Annotated in this window: 13 protein-coding genes; 8 read left to right on the top strand and 5 right to left on the bottom strand. The window is 67.7% G+C overall.

From position 1 onward, the window contains the following. Positions 1 to 12: 12 nt before the first annotated feature. Positions 13 to 1788: a methyl-accepting chemotaxis protein gene (locus OIM94_RS08280; RefSeq protein ID WP_264609585.1), complete on the bottom strand. Its 1776-nt coding sequence runs from the start codon at positions 1786 to 1788 to the stop codon at positions 13 to 15. A gap of 220 nt (positions 1789 to 2008) precedes the next feature. Between OIM94_RS08280 and OIM94_RS08275 the strand changes: the two genes are divergently transcribed. After that, positions 2009 to 3448 carry a sensor histidine kinase gene (locus tag OIM94_RS08275; protein WP_264609584.1) on the top strand — a complete coding sequence of 480 codons (1440 nt, stop codon included), beginning with the start codon at positions 2009 to 2011 and terminating at the stop codon, positions 3446 to 3448. 3 nt (positions 3449 to 3451) lie between these two features. Further along, entirely contained in the window at positions 3452 to 3799 is a 348-nt protein-coding gene (locus OIM94_RS08270; protein WP_264609583.1) for a response regulator, read from the top strand. A 124-nt stretch (positions 3800 to 3923) separates the two neighbouring features. Here the strand turns inward: OIM94_RS08270 and ychF are convergent, their stop codons facing one another. Beyond that, complete coding sequence (ychF, locus tag OIM94_RS08265) at positions 3924 to 5021, bottom strand: redox-regulated ATPase YchF (RefSeq protein ID WP_264609582.1); 1098 nt, start codon at positions 5019 to 5021, stop codon at positions 3924 to 3926. Positions 5022 to 5210: 189 nt separating this feature from the next. Between ychF and OIM94_RS08260 the strand changes: the two genes are divergently transcribed. Continuing rightward, on the top strand, positions 5211 to 6218 hold the full coding sequence (locus OIM94_RS08260; protein WP_264609581.1) for a transferrin-binding protein-like solute binding protein: 1008 nt from the start codon (positions 5211 to 5213) through the stop codon (positions 6216 to 6218). A 123-nt stretch (positions 6219 to 6341) separates the two neighbouring features. Beyond that, positions 6342 to 6740, top strand: a complete 399-nt coding sequence (locus OIM94_RS08255; protein WP_264609580.1) for a hypothetical protein — start codon at positions 6342 to 6344, stop codon at positions 6738 to 6740. A gap of 56 nt (positions 6741 to 6796) precedes the next feature. Here OIM94_RS08255 and pth read toward each other — a convergent pair whose 3' ends face one another. From pth to OIM94_RS08240, 3 genes are all read right to left on the bottom strand, one after another. Next, positions 6797 to 7366, bottom strand: a complete 570-nt coding sequence (gene pth / locus OIM94_RS08250; RefSeq protein ID WP_264609579.1) for an aminoacyl-tRNA hydrolase — start codon at positions 7364 to 7366, stop codon at positions 6797 to 6799. A gap of 81 nt (positions 7367 to 7447) precedes the next feature. Continuing rightward, positions 7448 to 8050, bottom strand: a complete 603-nt coding sequence (locus OIM94_RS08245; protein WP_264609578.1) for a 50S ribosomal protein L25/general stress protein Ctc — start codon at positions 8048 to 8050, stop codon at positions 7448 to 7450. A gap of 178 nt (positions 8051 to 8228) precedes the next feature. Continuing rightward, complete coding sequence (locus OIM94_RS08240) at positions 8229 to 9092, bottom strand: TraB/GumN family protein (protein WP_264609577.1); 864 nt, start codon at positions 9090 to 9092, stop codon at positions 8229 to 8231. A gap of 317 nt (positions 9093 to 9409) precedes the next feature. On the opposite strand from OIM94_RS08240, the gene OIM94_RS08235 reads away from it, so the two are divergent. The 4 genes from OIM94_RS08235 (at position 9410) to OIM94_RS08220 (ending at position 15572) form a co-directional block, all read left to right on the top strand. Then, positions 9410 to 10249: a glycine--tRNA ligase subunit alpha gene (locus OIM94_RS08235; protein ID WP_264609866.1), complete on the top strand. Its 840-nt coding sequence runs from the start codon at positions 9410 to 9412 to the stop codon at positions 10247 to 10249. After that, on the top strand, positions 10246 to 12249 hold the full coding sequence (gene glyS / locus OIM94_RS08230; protein ID WP_264609576.1) for a glycine--tRNA ligase subunit beta: 2004 nt from the start codon (positions 10246 to 10248) through the stop codon (positions 12247 to 12249). The genes OIM94_RS08235 and glyS overlap by 4 nt, the downstream gene beginning before the upstream one ends. A gap of 162 nt (positions 12250 to 12411) precedes the next feature. Continuing rightward, positions 12412 to 15075: a pyruvate, phosphate dikinase gene (gene ppdK, locus OIM94_RS08225; protein ID WP_264609575.1), complete on the top strand. Its 2664-nt coding sequence runs from the start codon at positions 12412 to 12414 to the stop codon at positions 15073 to 15075. Then, entirely contained in the window at positions 15075 to 15572 is a 498-nt protein-coding gene (locus OIM94_RS08220; protein ID WP_264609574.1) for a chorismate--pyruvate lyase family protein, read from the top strand. The genes ppdK and OIM94_RS08220 overlap by 1 nt, the downstream gene beginning before the upstream one ends. Position 15573 lies beyond the last annotated feature (1 nt).

The following is a 15573-nucleotide window of genomic DNA, read 5'->3' as shown; positions in this document are numbered from 1 at the left end:
GATGTCGCCGCCTCAGGCGGCGAGCATCGCGGGGACCCTGTGTGCCGCACTGCCATCGCGGTAGTGCGCGGGTGCCGCTTCCTCGACGCGGAACGCTTCGGCATTGCGGAGCAGCGTGCCCGCCTCGCGATCGAGCGAGCGTGCCGCGGCGGAGGTCTGTTCGACCATCGCGGCATTCTGCTGGGTTGAAGTTTCCATTTCGATCACCGAGCGGGTGATCTGCGCGATTGCGCCGGCCTGCGACTGATTGTCCTCGCGCAGGGCGGCGAGCAGCGCGTGGACGCCGTCGAAATTCTCGACGATCTCGCCCAGCGCGGCGTCGACCGCGCCGACCTCGCTGGCCGCCAGCTTCACGTCGACCTGGGTCTCGTTGATCAGGTCGCGGCCACGCTTCGCCTCTTCCTCGGCACGCAGCGCGAGGGCGGAGACCAGATCGGCGACGACGGCAAAGCCCCGGCCGGCCTCGCCGGCACGGCCTGCCTCCACCGCGGCGTTCATCGCGAGCACGCGCGTCTGGAAGGCGATCTTGTCGAGCCCCTCCACCACCGTGTCGATCGCGTTGGCGCGCTCGGAGACATTGTCCATTGCCGCGGCGGCGTTGCGCGCGGTGGCGCGACCGGCATGGACGGCCGATCCGGCGCGCTCGGCACGCGTCATCGTCGCCTCTGCCGAATGGCTGATCGTCTTCAGGCGGTTCTCGATGAGCTGAATGGCGGTGCTGGTCTCCTGCAGCGCATGCGCCGTGCCCTCGGTGCGGCGTGCCAGGTCTTCGGAGGCGGTGGCGATTTCGCCCGATCCCGTGCCGATGTTGCGGGCGCTCTGGATCGCGGCGTGGAGCATCGTCGAAAGCGCGCCCGCCGCACGATTGAAATTGAGGCGGATCGCTTCCTGCGCTGCCGGAAAGGGCGTGGTGATGCGGTGGCGCAGGTCGCCCGTTTCCATCGCAGCGAGCGCGTCGCCCAGAAGGTGGCCGATCCCTTCCTGTTCGGCCAGATGTGCGGCATCCATCTCGGCGCGGCTCAGCGCGGCGGCATGGAACCGCGCGACCGCCTGCGCGATCTCGCCCAGTTCGTCGCCGCGATCCCGGCAGGGCACCGGTCGGTCCTGCCCGTGCGACAGTGCGGTGGTGCACTGCGCGATGCCGGCCAGCGGCTGCATCACTCGCCGCAGCAGCCACCAGGCGAACCCGCCGATCGTGCCGAGCAGCATGAGCCCCAGCGCGGCGAGCAGCCAGAGCGACCCCGCCAGCGATTGCGCCGACCTGTTCCCCAGCGCGGCCTGTTCCTCGGCCGTGGCGCCGACCAGCGCGTCGATAGCCTTGCGGTGCGCATCGTAGCTCGCGGTGAGTGCCGCATAGCTGCGCTGCATCGCCCCCGCATCCCGGGCGGCGACCGCGTCGAGGAAGGGGCCCTGCGCTTCGTCCCAGAAACGTACCGCCGGATCATGGGTATCGGTGAGAATGGCGCGCTTCAGCCGATCGGGAAGGGCGGCGCTCATCCATATCCGGTGGCGCTCGTCATACTGCTTCCGCAAGGCTGCCAGGCGGGTGCGCACGGTCGCGAGCTGCTCGGGATGCTGGAGGAGCAGCGTCGCCTCCAGATAGGGCTCGATCACATATTCCGGCGGCGGCAGGATGTCTGCATTCAGATCCGCGATCTGCACCGATGCGCGGTGCATCGGGCCGCCCAGGCGGATGGCGTCGATCCGCCAGGCGAATGCGGCAAACAGGATCAGAAGAAACAGGATGAGTGCGGCCGCGCCGGCGCGGACCCGAGTGCTGATCGTCATGGCGGTGCGTCCCCTCGGCGGTTCCCCCCGCCTGGACGCATTATAGAAACGTTTTCTTCCAGCGGCATGCGATCGCATGTCGAGCGATTTTCCGGCACCGCCTCGGCGCTCCGCAATCCTAACCTTTGTTATCGTCGGTGGCACGCGATTGAACGATTACGGTGCGGAAACATTGTGCCCGCCGCGGCGGCAGGCGCGGGGTCCTGTCCAGGAGGAGTGCATGATGGGCCAGCAAGGCTTTCCGATCGGTGGCGGCCAGCTCGGGCAGATGATCCGCGATTTCGATTGGGCGCAGACGGCGATCGGGCCGCTCGGGGCATGGCCGCAAAGCCTCAAGTCGGTCACCCAGATGCTGCTGCTCTCGCCCGTGCCGATCGTCTTGCTGTGGGGCGAGGACGGCGTGATGATCTACAACGACGCCTATTCGGAGTTCGCCGGCAGTCGCCATCCCGCCCTGCTGGGATCGAAGGTGCGGGAGGGCTGGGCGGAAATCTCCGACTTCAACGATCATGTCATGCGCGTGGGGCTCAGCGGGCGGACGCTCGCCTATCGCGACCAGGAACTCGCGCTGCAGCGGCGCGGCAAGCTGGAGCCGGTGTGGATGGACCTGGACTATTCGCCGGTGCTCGATGAATCGGGCACCCCGGCGGGCGTGATCGCGATCGTGGTGGAAACCACCGCCAAGGTGCTCGCGCAGCGACAGCTGCGCGAAAGCGAACGGCGACTGCGCGCCTTCGTGGAGGCGACGTCGGATGCGATCTACCGGATGAACCCGGACTGGTCGCAGCTGCTGCACCTGGACGGCGGCACCTTCCTTTCCGACGCGGACCACGCGATGGGCGACTGGATGGAGGTCTATGTCCTTCCCGAGGATGTTCCGCAGATGCAGGCGGCGATCGACGAGGCGGTGGCGACCCGTCAGCCGCTCGAGCTGGAGCATCGGGTGCGCCAGGCGGACGGCAGCATCGGCTGGGTGGCCTCGCGTGCGGTGCCGCTCACCGAGGAGGACGGCACGCTGGTCGAATGGTTCGGTGCGGCGACCGACATCACTGCGGCCCGGCGCACCAACGAGCATCTGCGGCTGGTGATCAACGAGCTCAACCACCGGGTGAAGAACACGCTGGCAATGGTGCAGGCGATCGCGATGCGTACGTTCCGCGCCGCACCGGACATGGCGGTGGCGCAGGAACAGTTCGCGGCACGGCTGGTCGCGCTTGCCCAGGCCAATGATCTGCTGACCGGCGAGCGCTGGGCAGGCGCCTCGCTGCATTCCGCGATCGAGCAGGCGGTGCGGCCGCACCAATATGATCCGGCGCGCTGCACCCTGTCCGGCGCCGACCTGCGCGTCTCCCCCAAGACTGCGCTGGCGATGGCGCTGGCCATGCACGAGCTTTCGACCAACGCCGTCAAATATGGCGCATGGTCGAACGAGAGCGGCCGCGTGGCAATCGCCTGGCGGATCGCGGGTGAGCAGCTGCTGGTGGAATGGCGGGAGGAAGGCGGGCCGATCGTGACGCCACCGGCGCGGCGGGGCTTCGGCTCACGGCTCATCGAACGCGGATTGGCGGGGGAACTTGGCGGCACGGTTACGCTTTACTTCGATCCAGGTGGCGTTCGCTGCACGATCGAAGCGCCGCTCGCGGCAGTAACCGTAGAGTAGGATATGGGTTTGCGTGTCCTGATCGTCGAAGATGAGATGACGATCGCCTTCCTGATCGAGGACATGCTGGAAGATCTCGGCCACGAGGTGGTGGAGATCGCCATGCGGCTGCCGGAGGCGCTGGAAGCGGCCCGCCGCGTGGACGCGGATCTCGCGATCCTCGACGTCAATCTCGACGGGCACCGCTCCTTCCCGGTGGCGGATATCCTTGAAGCGCGATCCATCCCGTTCGCCTTTGCCACCGGCTATGGCGCGCTGGGGCTGGAGGGGCCGTATCGCGAGCGACCGGTGCTGGCCAAGCCGTTCCTGCGCGAGCATCTGGCGACGCTGATCGCAAAGGCATGCGGGTAAGGGGGGCAAGCCCCGCCCCTTCAGGGGAAAGGTGGGTCTGTGTCTCACCAAGACCCGCAGACGTTCTGGAATCCCTCCACGCCAAACCCCTCCTCCGAGGAGGAGGGGCTTAGCGTCGTTCGGCTCAGCTGTGCAGGAAGTGCATCACGTCGCCGTCTTGCACGATGTACGCCTTGCCTTCCGCGCGCAGCTTGCCGGCCTCGCGCGCCTTGGCTTCGCCGCCCAGCGCCACGAAGTCGTCGAACGCGATCGTCTCCGCGCGAATGAAGCCCTTTTCGAAATCGCTGTGGATCGTGCCCGCCGCGTTCGGCGCGGTGGCGCCGCGGTTCACCGTCCAGGCGCGCGCTTCCTTGGGGCCGACGGTGAAGAAGGTCAGCAGGTCCAGCAGCGTGTAGCCGGCGCGGATCACGCGGGCGAGGCCGGTTTCCTCCAGCCCCAGCTCGCCCAGGAACTCACCGCGCTCGTCCAGCGGCATGGTTGCGATCTCGGCCTCGATCGCCGCCGAGACGACGACGGCTTGCGCGCCCTCGGCCGCGGCCTTGGCGAACACCTTGGCCGAGAGATCGTTGCCGTTGGCCGCATCTTCCTCGTTGACGTTGCAGACATAGAGGACGGGCTTGGCGGTGAGCAGCTGGGCGATGCGCAGGTGGCGCGCCTCGTCCTCGTCCTTCGGCACGGTGAGGCGGGCGGGCTTGCCGTCGCGCAGCAGCTCCAGCGCCTGGCCGAGCACGGACGCGGCGGCCTTGGCCTCCTTGTCGCCCTGCGCCGCCTTCTTGGCGAGGTTGGGCACGCGCTTCTCGAGGCTTTCGAGGTCGGAGAGCATCAGCTCGGTCTCGACCGTCTCGGCGTCCGCGATCGGGTCGACGCGGTTGTCGACATGCTGGATGTCGTCATTCTCGAAGCAGCGCAGCACGTGGACGACCGCGTCCACCTCGCGGATGTTGCCGAGGAACTGGTTGCCCAGGCCTTCGCCCTTGCTGGCGCCGCGTACGAGACCGGCGATGTCGACAAAGCCGAGCTGCGTTTCGATGATCTTCTGCGAGCCGGCGATCTCGGCCAGCTTGTTGAGGCGCGCGTCCGGTACCGCAACGTTGCCGACGTTCGGCTCGATCGTGCAGAACGGATAATTGGCCGCCTGCGCCGCGGCAGTCTCGGTGAGCGCGTTGAAAAGCGTGGACTTGCCGACATTGGGCAGGCCGACGATGCCGCAACGGAAACCCATGGGTGTTCGATCCTGTGATGAGGGGCCGGCGGAGGCGCCGGCAAGATTGCCCGCTCGATAAGCGCATGGCGCGGCTTTTTCCAGTGCGACGCGCTGGGCATCCGTCCGGCCTTGACGCAGGGCCGTTCATCTGGGGTACAGGGGCAGCACGGTCTTTCCTGCACGCGCAGGTTCACGAGGAGTTTTGGTATGATTCGCCGTATTGTGATGATGGGTACGGCTGCGGCCGCGGTCGCGCTGGCCGGCTGCGGCGGCGGAAGCTCCTCGTCGACTGCAACGCCCACGCCGACCAGCTCGCCGACGCCGACCCCCACGCCGACGCCGACCTACACCGCCTTCCCCCTGACCGCCGCCGCCGAGTTCAACACGCTCAACGCGACCACCAGCTACACCGGCGATCCCGCAACGGGTGCGGTGACGCTCGGCGTGACCGCGACCGAGACGCTGACCACCCGCGTCAAGCTCGCCACCGCGCCCGACGTGACCACCGGCACCTATGTGTTCGACGAAGCCGCCGAGGAATCGCGCTTCACCAACACCAACATCCTGGTGACGCCGGTCACCACCGCGCTGGAATTCTCGTTCCGCAGCACCAACACCGCCACCGGCGCGCTGGCGGGCAACTTCGCCCAGCTGGAACTGCTCAACAACACCAGCAACAAGGCGATCACCACCGCGACCGACGCGCTGCTCGGCTCGCTGACCACGGTGAGCTACGCCAACTGGTGGCGCGGCGATTCGACCACCGGCCAGAAGCGCCTGACCTATTCGGTGTGGGGCTATCCGACGCTGACCTATGACGTGCCGACCACCGGCACCGCCAGCTACACCACCCGCATCGTCGGCCGCGCGATCAGCGTGGCGAACAACGCGACGACGCTGACCCGCGTCGGCGGCACCGCGACGGTGAGCGTGAACTTCGCCACCGGCCTGGTGACCACCACGCTGAACCTGACCCGCGTGCCGGACAGCGGCGCCGAAACCGCCTACACCACGCTGAGCGCGCAGGCGGCGATCCCGATCGGCCTCAACCAGTTCAACGGCAGCTTCGTCAGCGGCGGCGCGGCCACCGGCACCATCGCCGGCAGCTTCTACGGCCTGCAGGGCGCGAACATCGGCGTGGTGTTCGGCGCATCGGGCACGATCAACGGCGCGGATACCCGCATCGTCGGCGAACTGGTCGGCAAGAAGCAGTAAGCTGCTGCTTCAACGGTACAGGGGAAGGGGCTCGGGCGACCGGGCCCCTTTTTCTTTGCGCGTCGCGAGATTGGCTGCTTCCGCCCAGTTGCAGTCGTAATACGTTGCCGCCATCATGATGGGGTGGACCAGCGCCGCATCCTGATTTCCACAGCACTCCTGATGTTGCCTGCGTGTTCGATGGAGCCCGCCGACGGCGTGGAAACGATTCCGAACCTTTATCTTTGGCTACATGGCGCGGACGATCTCGTTCCAGAAAGCATCAACCCAAGTCAGAAGAGCGGCGCATCGGCTATACGTCTGGGAGAGGCCTTACGTCTTTGCGGCGTGAAAGGATTCACGGTGGTGAGCCATGGTTTGTCAGGCGAAGAGGTCTACCTGCCGTCGACGGAAAACGACATTCGTATCGTTAGATGCGTCAAAAGCCACGTGACGTTCGGCTTCAGCGCAAACCGGGCGCTTCCAACGAACTGGAAGCGAGGTGAGCATGGCCAACCGCTTGTTGCCGACGATGGCGATTGATTACCAGGCCGCGAGGCTCCGCGATGGCGGCTTTCCACCACTAGTCGCGGGTTAGCTCAATCCTGCATCCGCCGCGCCACCTCGTTCATGAAGCGGACGTCGTCGCCCGCCGCCAGCCAGGACGCCTCCGCCGCGATCGCGCCGAGCATGTCGGTCAGCGGCTCGATTTCCGCCTTGGCGTAGTTGCCGAGCACATAGCCGGTCACCCGGTCCTTGTGCCCGGGATGGCCGATGCCGAGGCGTACCCGGCGGAACTCCGGCCCCAGATGCGCGTCGGTCGAGCGCAGGCCGTTATGCCCCGCGGTGCCGCCACCGCGCTTCACCTTCACCTTCATCGGCAGCAGGTCGAGCTCGTCGTGGAAGACGGTGACGTCCTCCGGTGACAGCTTGTAGAAGTCCATCGCGGCGCGCACCGCCCGACCGCTTTCGTTCATGAAGGTGCCGGGCTTGAGCAGCACGATCTTGTCGCTGCCGATGCGGCCTTCCTGGGTCCAGCCCTGGAACTGCTTCTTGGGTGCCGAAAAGCCGTGCACCTCGGCCAGCGCGTCGAGAACCATGAAGCCGACATTGTGGCGGTGCATCGCATATTGCGGCCCCGGATTGCCGAGACCCACCCACAGCTGCATCACCCACACTCCCGAAAAACAAAATCGCCCCCGCACCTAAGGCGCGGAGGCGATCTTTTGAACCCGTGAAGGGAAGGCCGATCAGCCCTCGGCCGACTCGGCGTCCGCTTCGCCATCGGCCGACTTCAGCGCCGACGGCGCGACGACGGTGGCGATGGTGAAGTCGCGGTCGGTGATCGAGGGGGTCGCGCCCTTGGGCAGGGTCACGGCCGAGATGTGCAGCGAATCGCCGACTTCGAGGCCCTTGACCGAGATCTCGATCTGGTCGGGGATTTCTGCCGCGTCGACCACCAGCTCCAGCTCGTGGCGGACGATGTTGAGCACGCCGCCGCGCTTCAGGCCGGGGGCCTCGTCTTCGTCGACGAACACGATCGGCACTTCGACGGTGACGGTCGCGTGCTCGGAGATGCGCAGGAAGTCGACGTGCAGCGGACGCTCGGTCACGACGTCGAAGGCGACGTCCTTGGCCAGCGTGCGCTCGCCATTGACCATGATCACCGAGTTGAAGAAGTGGCCGGTGTTCAGCAGCTTCTGCAGTTCACGCTCGTTGACGTGGATGCTCGCAGGATCCTGCTTGTTGCCATAGATCACGGCGGGGACGCGGCCTTCACGACGCAGCGCCCGGGAGGCTCCCTTGCCAGCCCGGTCGCGCGTTTCGGCCGACAGCGTAAGCGTGTCGCTCATGTGTCGATTTCCAATGCGCTAAATGTTTCAACGTGCATGCAGCGGCAGGCCTCCAGGGATGACCCTGCCACGACAAGCGCGCGCCTATAGTCGAGACGGGGGGGAATCGCAAGGCAGGTGTTGGGCGCCGATCAGGGTTTCCGCCCCCAGGAGCTGCGCTCCGGGGGAGGAAACGCTTTCATTGAAGGCGTTCCACCGTCAGCCCGGCCCTGGACAGCAATGCCAGCACGCTCGCGTCCCCTGCCAGATGGCCCGCGCCGACCGCGACGAACACCGTGCCCGGCGTGCGCATCCGGCTGCGGATCCAGTCCGCCCAGGCGCGGTTGCGGCGAAGGAGCAGCGTGTCGCGCAGCTCGGGGTTGCCGGCGAGATCGGCGTTGAGCCGGGCCGCCAGCGCGTCGGCGTCGCCCTTGCTCCACGCGGCGACCGCGGCGTCGATCGTCGCGCCGGTCTTGGGCAGCCCTTCCACCGTATCGTCGAGCAGGCGGCGCTGCGCGGCGGCGGAGAGATGGTCGAAATAGCCGAATTGCTGGTCGGCGGTCTCCAGCCCCGCAACCTGTTTGCCCGCCTTCGTCGCGGCCGCCCGGAGGACCTGCTCGACGCCCTTCGCATCGTCATAGCCGAGGTTCCGGAGCGGGAGCAGCGACAGGGTCAGCGCGGCCAGCCACGGTTCGTCGCGATCCAGCGCCGACGGGGCGAGTCCGGCCTCGCGCAGCGCGCCTTCGAGCCTGGCGTGGTCGGGCGCGGGCAGGGCCGCGACGGTCGCGTCGCCGGGGGTGCGGCCGAGCCGGTCGAGCAGCGCCTGGGTTTCGGCATCGGGCGGCATCACGAGTTCGAGGACCAGCGTGTCGCTCGCCTCGAAGGCGGTGCGGATCCTCCCCTGGAACCAGCGCAGATCCGGGGGGAGGAGGTGGACGGAGCCGAACAGATAGACCGTCGTATCCCCATCGCGCACCGCCCAGAGCGCGGGCTTGGCCTCGCGCGGTGCGGCGCCGCAGCTGCCGAGGAGGAACAGGGCGGCAAGGAGGAACGCGCGGAACATGGGTGCGGGCTTGGCGGGGCGGGGGTGGGGGAGTCAACGGGTCGTTCCGACTCCCCTAAGCCGTCATCCCGACGCCACAAGCCGTCATCCCGACGAAAGTCGGGATCCATTCGCCACGCCGTCACAGATGGAGCCGCGCCGGGGACCCCAATGGATCCCGGCTTTCGCCGGGATGACGAAAGGCGGCCGCCGGGATGACGGCTGCGAGCGAGGGGCCAGCTTCCCACCCCCGGTTGACCCCCTCCGCGCCCTGCGCCAAAGCGCTCCCCAAACCTAACAGGGTGACCAACTTGTCCGAACCTCTCAGCTTCCAGCGCATGATCCTGACGCTCCATGACTATTGGAGCACGCGCGGCTGCCTGATCCTGCAGCCCTATGACATGCGCATGGGCGCCGGCACCTTCCACCCCGCCACCACGCTGCGCGCGCTGGGGCCGGAGCCGTGGAACGCCGCCTTCGTCCAGCCCTGCCGCCGCCCGACCGACGGCCGGTACGGCGAGAACCCCAACCGGCTCCAGCACTACTACCAGTATCAGGTGATCCTGAAGCCGAGCCCGCCCGACCTGCAGGAGCTGTACCTCGGCAGCCTCGCCGCGATCGGCATCGACTTTACCCGCCATGACATCCGCTTCGTCGAGGACGACTGGGAATCGCCGACGCTCGGCGCCTGGGGCCTGGGCTGGGAAGTGTGGTGCGACGGGATGGAAGTCACCCAGTTCACCTATTTCCAGCAGATGGGGGGCTATGACTGCAAGCCGGTCGCCGGGGAGCTGACCTACGGGCTCGAGCGCCTCGCCATGTACATCCAGAACAAGGACAGCGTGTACGACCTCGCCTTCAACGATGCAGGCGTGACGTACGGCGACGTGTTCCTGGAGAATGAGCGCGAGATGTCGACGTGGAACTTCGAGATCGCCGATACCGACGCGCTGTTCGATCTGTTCCGCAAGGCCGCCGCGGAGTGCGAGCGCTCGCTGGAGGCCAAGCTGCCGATCCCGGCCTATGAGCAGGCGATCGAGGCGAGCCACATCTTCAACCTGCTGAACGCGCGCGGCGTGATCTCGGTGGCGGAGCGCCAGGCCTATATCGGCCGGGTGCGCGATCTGGCGAAGGGCGCCTGCACGGCGTGGATGGAAAAGAACGGGTGGGCAGCGTGACGGACTTTCTTCTCGAACTCCGCTCGGAGGAAATCCCGGCGCGCATGCAGGAAAAGGCGCGGGAGGATCTCGCCCGCCTGTTCGCCGCCGAGCTGGACAAGGCCGGCCTCAAGGCTGCCGAGACGATCAGCTATGCCACGCCGCGCCGGCTGGCGCTGATCCTCAAGGGCCTGCCCGCCGAGACCGCCGCCGTCTCCGAGGAGACCAAGGGCCCGCGCGTCGGCGCGCCGCCCCAGGCGCTGGAAGGCTTCCTGCGCAAGACCGGCCTCACCGCCGACCAGCTGGTCGAGCGCGACGGCGTGCTGTTCGCGATCGTCGACAAGCCCGGCCGCGCGACCGCCGAAGTGCTGGCGGCCGCGATCCCCGCGGTGATCCGCGCCTTCCCCTGGCCCAAGTCGATGCGCTGGGGGGCGGACTCGCTCTCCACCGAAAGCCTGCGCTGGGTGCGCCCGCTGCAGGGCATCGTCGCGCTGTTCGGCAGCGACGTAGTGCCCTGCGAGATCGCCGGCGTTGCCAGCGGTGCCGCGACGGTGGGGCATCGCTTCCACCACCCGGGTGCCATCACCATCGGGTCGGCCGACGACTATGTCGAAAAGCTGCGGGCCTGCCATGTCATTGTTGACGGTGCCGAGCGGCGCAACATCATCGCGCTGGGCGCCAAGATGGCGGCGCAGAAGGCCGGGCTCAGCCTGATCGAGGACGAGGGCCTGCTGTTCGAGAATGCCGGGCTGACCGAATGGCCGATGCCGCTGCTCGGCCGCTTCGACGAGGCCTTCCTCGCGGTGCCGCCCGAGGTGATCCAGCTCACCGCGCGGGTGAACCAGAAGTATTTCGTGTGCCGCGATAGCGCCGGCACGCTGGCCAACGCGTTCGTCTGCGTGGCGAACATCGACGCGGCCGATGGCGGCGAGAAGATCGTCGCGGGCAACCAGAAGGTGCTGGCGGCCCGGCTGAGCGACGCGCGCTTCTTCTACGAGACGGACCTCAAGGTGCCGCTCGCCGATCAAGTGCAGAAGCTCGAGAAGATCGTCTTCCACGAGAAGCTGGGCACGGTGGCCGACAAGGTCGCGCGCGTCGCCAAGCTGGCCGAGTGGCTGGCGGCCGAGAAGATCGTGCCGAACTGCGACCCGGCGCTCGCGCGCCGCGCGGCAGAACTGGCCAAGGCGGATCTCGTCACCGGCATGGTGGGCGAGTTCCCCGAGCTGCAGGGCCTGATGGGCGGCTATTACGCCGCCGCGCAAGGGGAAGACCCGGCGGTCGCCGCGGCGATCCGCGATCACTACAAGCCGGTCGGGCAGGGCGACGACGTCCCCACCGATCCGGAGACGGTGGCAGTGGCGCTGGCGGACAAGCTGGACAGCATCACGCAGTTCTTCGGTGTCGACCTCAAGCCGAGCGGCTCCAAGGATCCGTTCGCATTGCGGCGGTCGGCGCTCGGCGTGCTCGCCATCCTGCTCGACAACGGGCTGCGCTCCCCGCTGCTCCGCTCGGTCAGCCAGGACGTACTCGAGTTCTTCGCCGACCGCCTCAAGGTCCAGCAGCGCGAAGCCGGTGTCCGCCACGACCTGATCGATGCGGTGTTCGCGCTCGGCGGCGAGGATGATCTCGTCCGGCTGCTCGCGCGGGTGAAGGCGCTGCAGGCGTTCGTCGGCACCGAGGACGGTGCCAACCTGCTCGCCGGCTACAAGCGCGCGGCGAACATCCTCAAGAAGGAGGAATGGGAAGCCGGCGCCGTCAACCCCGCGCCCGAACCCGCCGAGGCCGCGCTCGCCGCAGCGCTCGACGCCGCCGAGCCCAAGGCGACCGCCGCGATTCAAGCCGAGCAGTTCGAAGACGCGATGGCCGCGCTCGCCATCCTGCGCGCGCCGATCGACGCTTTCTTCGACCAGGTGACGGTCAACGACGCCGATCCGGTCAAGCGCGCCGCGCGTCTCGGCCTGCTCGCGCGGATGCGTGATGCAGTGCACAAGGTGGCAGACTTCGCCAAGATCGAAGGTTGAGGGGTTAATTGTACGATTAATCTTCGGTAAAATTGGCCAGAAACTGCCATTGTTCCGAAATAAACCGGCACCGACAACGTAATCAGCGGTTCCTCCGTCTTCGCAGCTGCGGTAGCGCCCCTTTTGTCTCGAAGGGGCGCTTTCGATCGGAAGGGGATCAGAATGACGCAATATGTGTACCGCTTCGGCGGTGGTGTTTCGGACGGTGGTGCGGGGGACAAGTTTCTGCTGGGCGGCAAGGGCGCCAACCTTGCCGAGATGGCCTCGATCGGGCTGCCGGTGCCGCCGGGCTTCACCATCTCCACCGCGATGTGCACGCGTTATTATGAGGAGGGCGAGACCTTCCCGGAGAGCGTGAAGGCGGAGGTCGCGGGCGGCATCGCGCATATCGAAGGCATCACCGAGAAGACGTTCGGTGACGCGGCCGATCCGCTGCTGGTCTCGGTGCGCTCGGGCGCGCGCGTCTCGATGCCGGGGATGATGGATACCGTCCTCAATCTCGGCCTCAACGACCAGACGGTGCAGGGCCTGGCCGCGACGAGCGGCGACGACCGCTTCGCCTGGGACAGCTATCGCCGCTTCATCCAGATGTATGCGGACGTGGTGCTGGGCCTCGACCATGGCCGGTTCGAGGAAGCGCTGGAAATCGCCAAGGAAGATCGCGGCTTCACGCTCGATACCGAGCTGTCGGCCACCGACCTTCAGGCGCTGGTTGCCGAGTACAAGGCGATCGTCGAGGAGCTGTGGAACAAGCCGTTCCCGCAGGACGTGCACGACCAGCTCTGGGGCGCGATCGGTGCGGTGTTCGGCTCTTGGCAGTCGGAGCGCGCCAAGGTCTATCGCCGCCTGAACGACATTCCCGCCGACTGGGGCACGGCGGTGAACGTGCAGGCGATGGTGTTCGGCAATATGGGCGACACCTCGGCGACGGGCGTGGCGTTCACCCGCGATCCTTCGACCGGCGAGCGCGCCTATTATGGCGAGTTCCTGATCAACGCGCAGGGCGAGGACGTTGTCGCCGGCATCCGCACCCCGCAGTATCTGACCAGGACCGCCCGCGAGGCGGCAGGCGCCAAGCCCGCCTCGATGGAAGAGGCGATGCCCGAGGTGTATGGCGAGCTGGCGGCGGTGTTTGACCGGCTCGAAACGCACTATCGCGACATGCAGGACATCGAGTTCACCGTCGAGCGCGCCAAATTGTGGATGCTGCAGACGCGCAGCGGCAAGCGCACCGCCAAGGCGGCGCTCAAGATCGCGGTCGACATGGCGAATGAGGGGCTGATCACACGGCAAGAGGCGATCCTGCGCGTCGACCCCGCCGCGCTCGACCAGCTGCTCCACCCGACGCTCGATCCCAAGGCGCCGCGCGACGTGCTGACCAAGGGCCTGCCCGCCTCGCCGGGCGCGGCTTCGGGCCTCGCAGTGTTCGACAGCGATACGGCGGAAAAGCGCGCCAATGCCGGCGACTCCGTGATCCTGATCCGCGTCGAGACCAGCCCCGAGGACATTCACGGCATGCACGCGGCGCGCGGCATCCTCACCGCACGGGGCGGCATGACCAGCCATGCGGCGGTGGTGGCGCGCGGGATGGGCCGTCCCTGCGTCTCCGGTGCGGGCAGCCTGTCGATCAATGCGCGCGAGAAGGTGATGCGCGTCGGCAGCCGCGAGGTCCGCGAGGGCGACATGGTCACCATCGACGGCGCCACCGGCGAGGTGATGGCCGGCCAGGTGCCGACCGTGCAGCCCGAGCTGTCGGGCGATTTCGGCACGCTGATGGCCTGGGCCGACGAGGTCCGCCGCCTCAAGGTCCGTACCAACGCCGAGACGCCGCTCGACTGCCGCACCGCGCGCGAGTTCGGCGCCGAGGGCATCGGGCTGTGCCGCACCGAGCACATGTTCTTCGATTCGGCGCGTATCACCGCCGTCCGCCAGATGATTCTCGCCGAGAACGAGGCCGGCCGTCGTGCCGCGCTGGAGAAGCTGCTGCCCGAACAGCGCAGCGACTTCCTCGAAATCTTCGAGGTGATGGCCGGCCTGCCGGTGACGATCCGCCTGCTCGATCCGCCGCTCCACGAATTCCTGCCGCACGAAGAGGCCGAGTTCGCCGAAGTCGCCACGGCAGCGGGGGTGGACGTCGACACCCTCAAGCGCCGCGCGGCCGAGCTGCACGAGTTCAACCCGATGCTCGGCCATCGCGGCTGCCGCCTCGGCGTGACGTACCCTGAAATCTACGAGATGCAGGCGCGCGCGATCTTCGAGGCGGCGATTGCGGTCGCGGAGAAGTCGGGTGCGGCGCCGGTGCCCGAAGTGATGATCCCGCTCGTCGCCACCAAGCGCGAGCTGGAACTGATGAAGGCGGTGGTCGACAAGGCCGCACAGGCGGTGTTCGCCGAGAAGGGCCGCACGCTCGACTATCTGGTCGGCACGATGATCGAGCTGCCGCGCGCGGCGCTGATGGCGGGCGAGATCGCCGAGGTCGGCGCCTTCTTCTCGTTCGGCACCAACGACCTCACCCAGACCACGCTGGGCGTGAGCCGCGACGACGCCTCGCGCTTCCTGACGACTTATGTCGAGAAGGGCATCTACGCCAAGGATCCGTTCGTGAGCCTCGACGTGGAGGGCGTTGGCCAGCTGATCGCGCTCGCCGCCGAGCGCGGCCGCGCGACGCGGGGCGACATCAAGCTGGGCATCTGCGGCGAACATGGTGGCGATCCGGCCTCGATCGCGTTCTGCGAGAAGACGGGGCTCGATTATGTCTCGGCCTCGCCCTATCGCGTGCCGATCGCGCGGCTCGCGGCAGCGCAGGCGGCCATAAGAGGAAAGTGATGCTGATAGTGGCGGTAGCGGTAGCGACGGACGATGCGGCAGCACTCAGCCGCGAGCTTCTCGCCAGCCCTACCGCCACCGCGGTGCTGGAGCGTCGTTGCGGCGGGCCGATCGTCGCGGAGGTGGACCGCACGGCGGTCAAGGCGCCCAGCGCCGAGCAGCGCAAACGGCTTGGCATCGGGCCGGATGCGCGGGTCGTGTATCGCAGCGTCAGGCTCACCTGCGCCGGGGTGGCGCTCTCGGTCGCCGAAAACTGGTACGTGCCTTCCCGCCTCACCCCGGAGATGAACGCGGCGCTGGAGCAGGGCGACACGCCCTTCGGCGCCGTGATCCGCCCGCTTCATCCGCACCGCCGGCCGCTGGAGCAGGTGCTTGCCGGCGTCGCACCGTATGTGTTGCGCCATCGGGCGCTGGTGCTGGACGATGCGGGGCAGGTACTGGCCGAGGTGGTGGAGAATTACACCGCCGCGATCCTGACGCCCGCCGGCGTGCGCTGAG

Origin of the sequence: Sphingomonas sp. R1, assembly GCF_025960285.1 — a bacterium.
GTDB lineage: Bacteria > Pseudomonadota > Alphaproteobacteria > Sphingomonadales > Sphingomonadaceae > Sphingomonas.
This window is presented reverse-complemented; position numbering and strand designations above follow the sequence as displayed.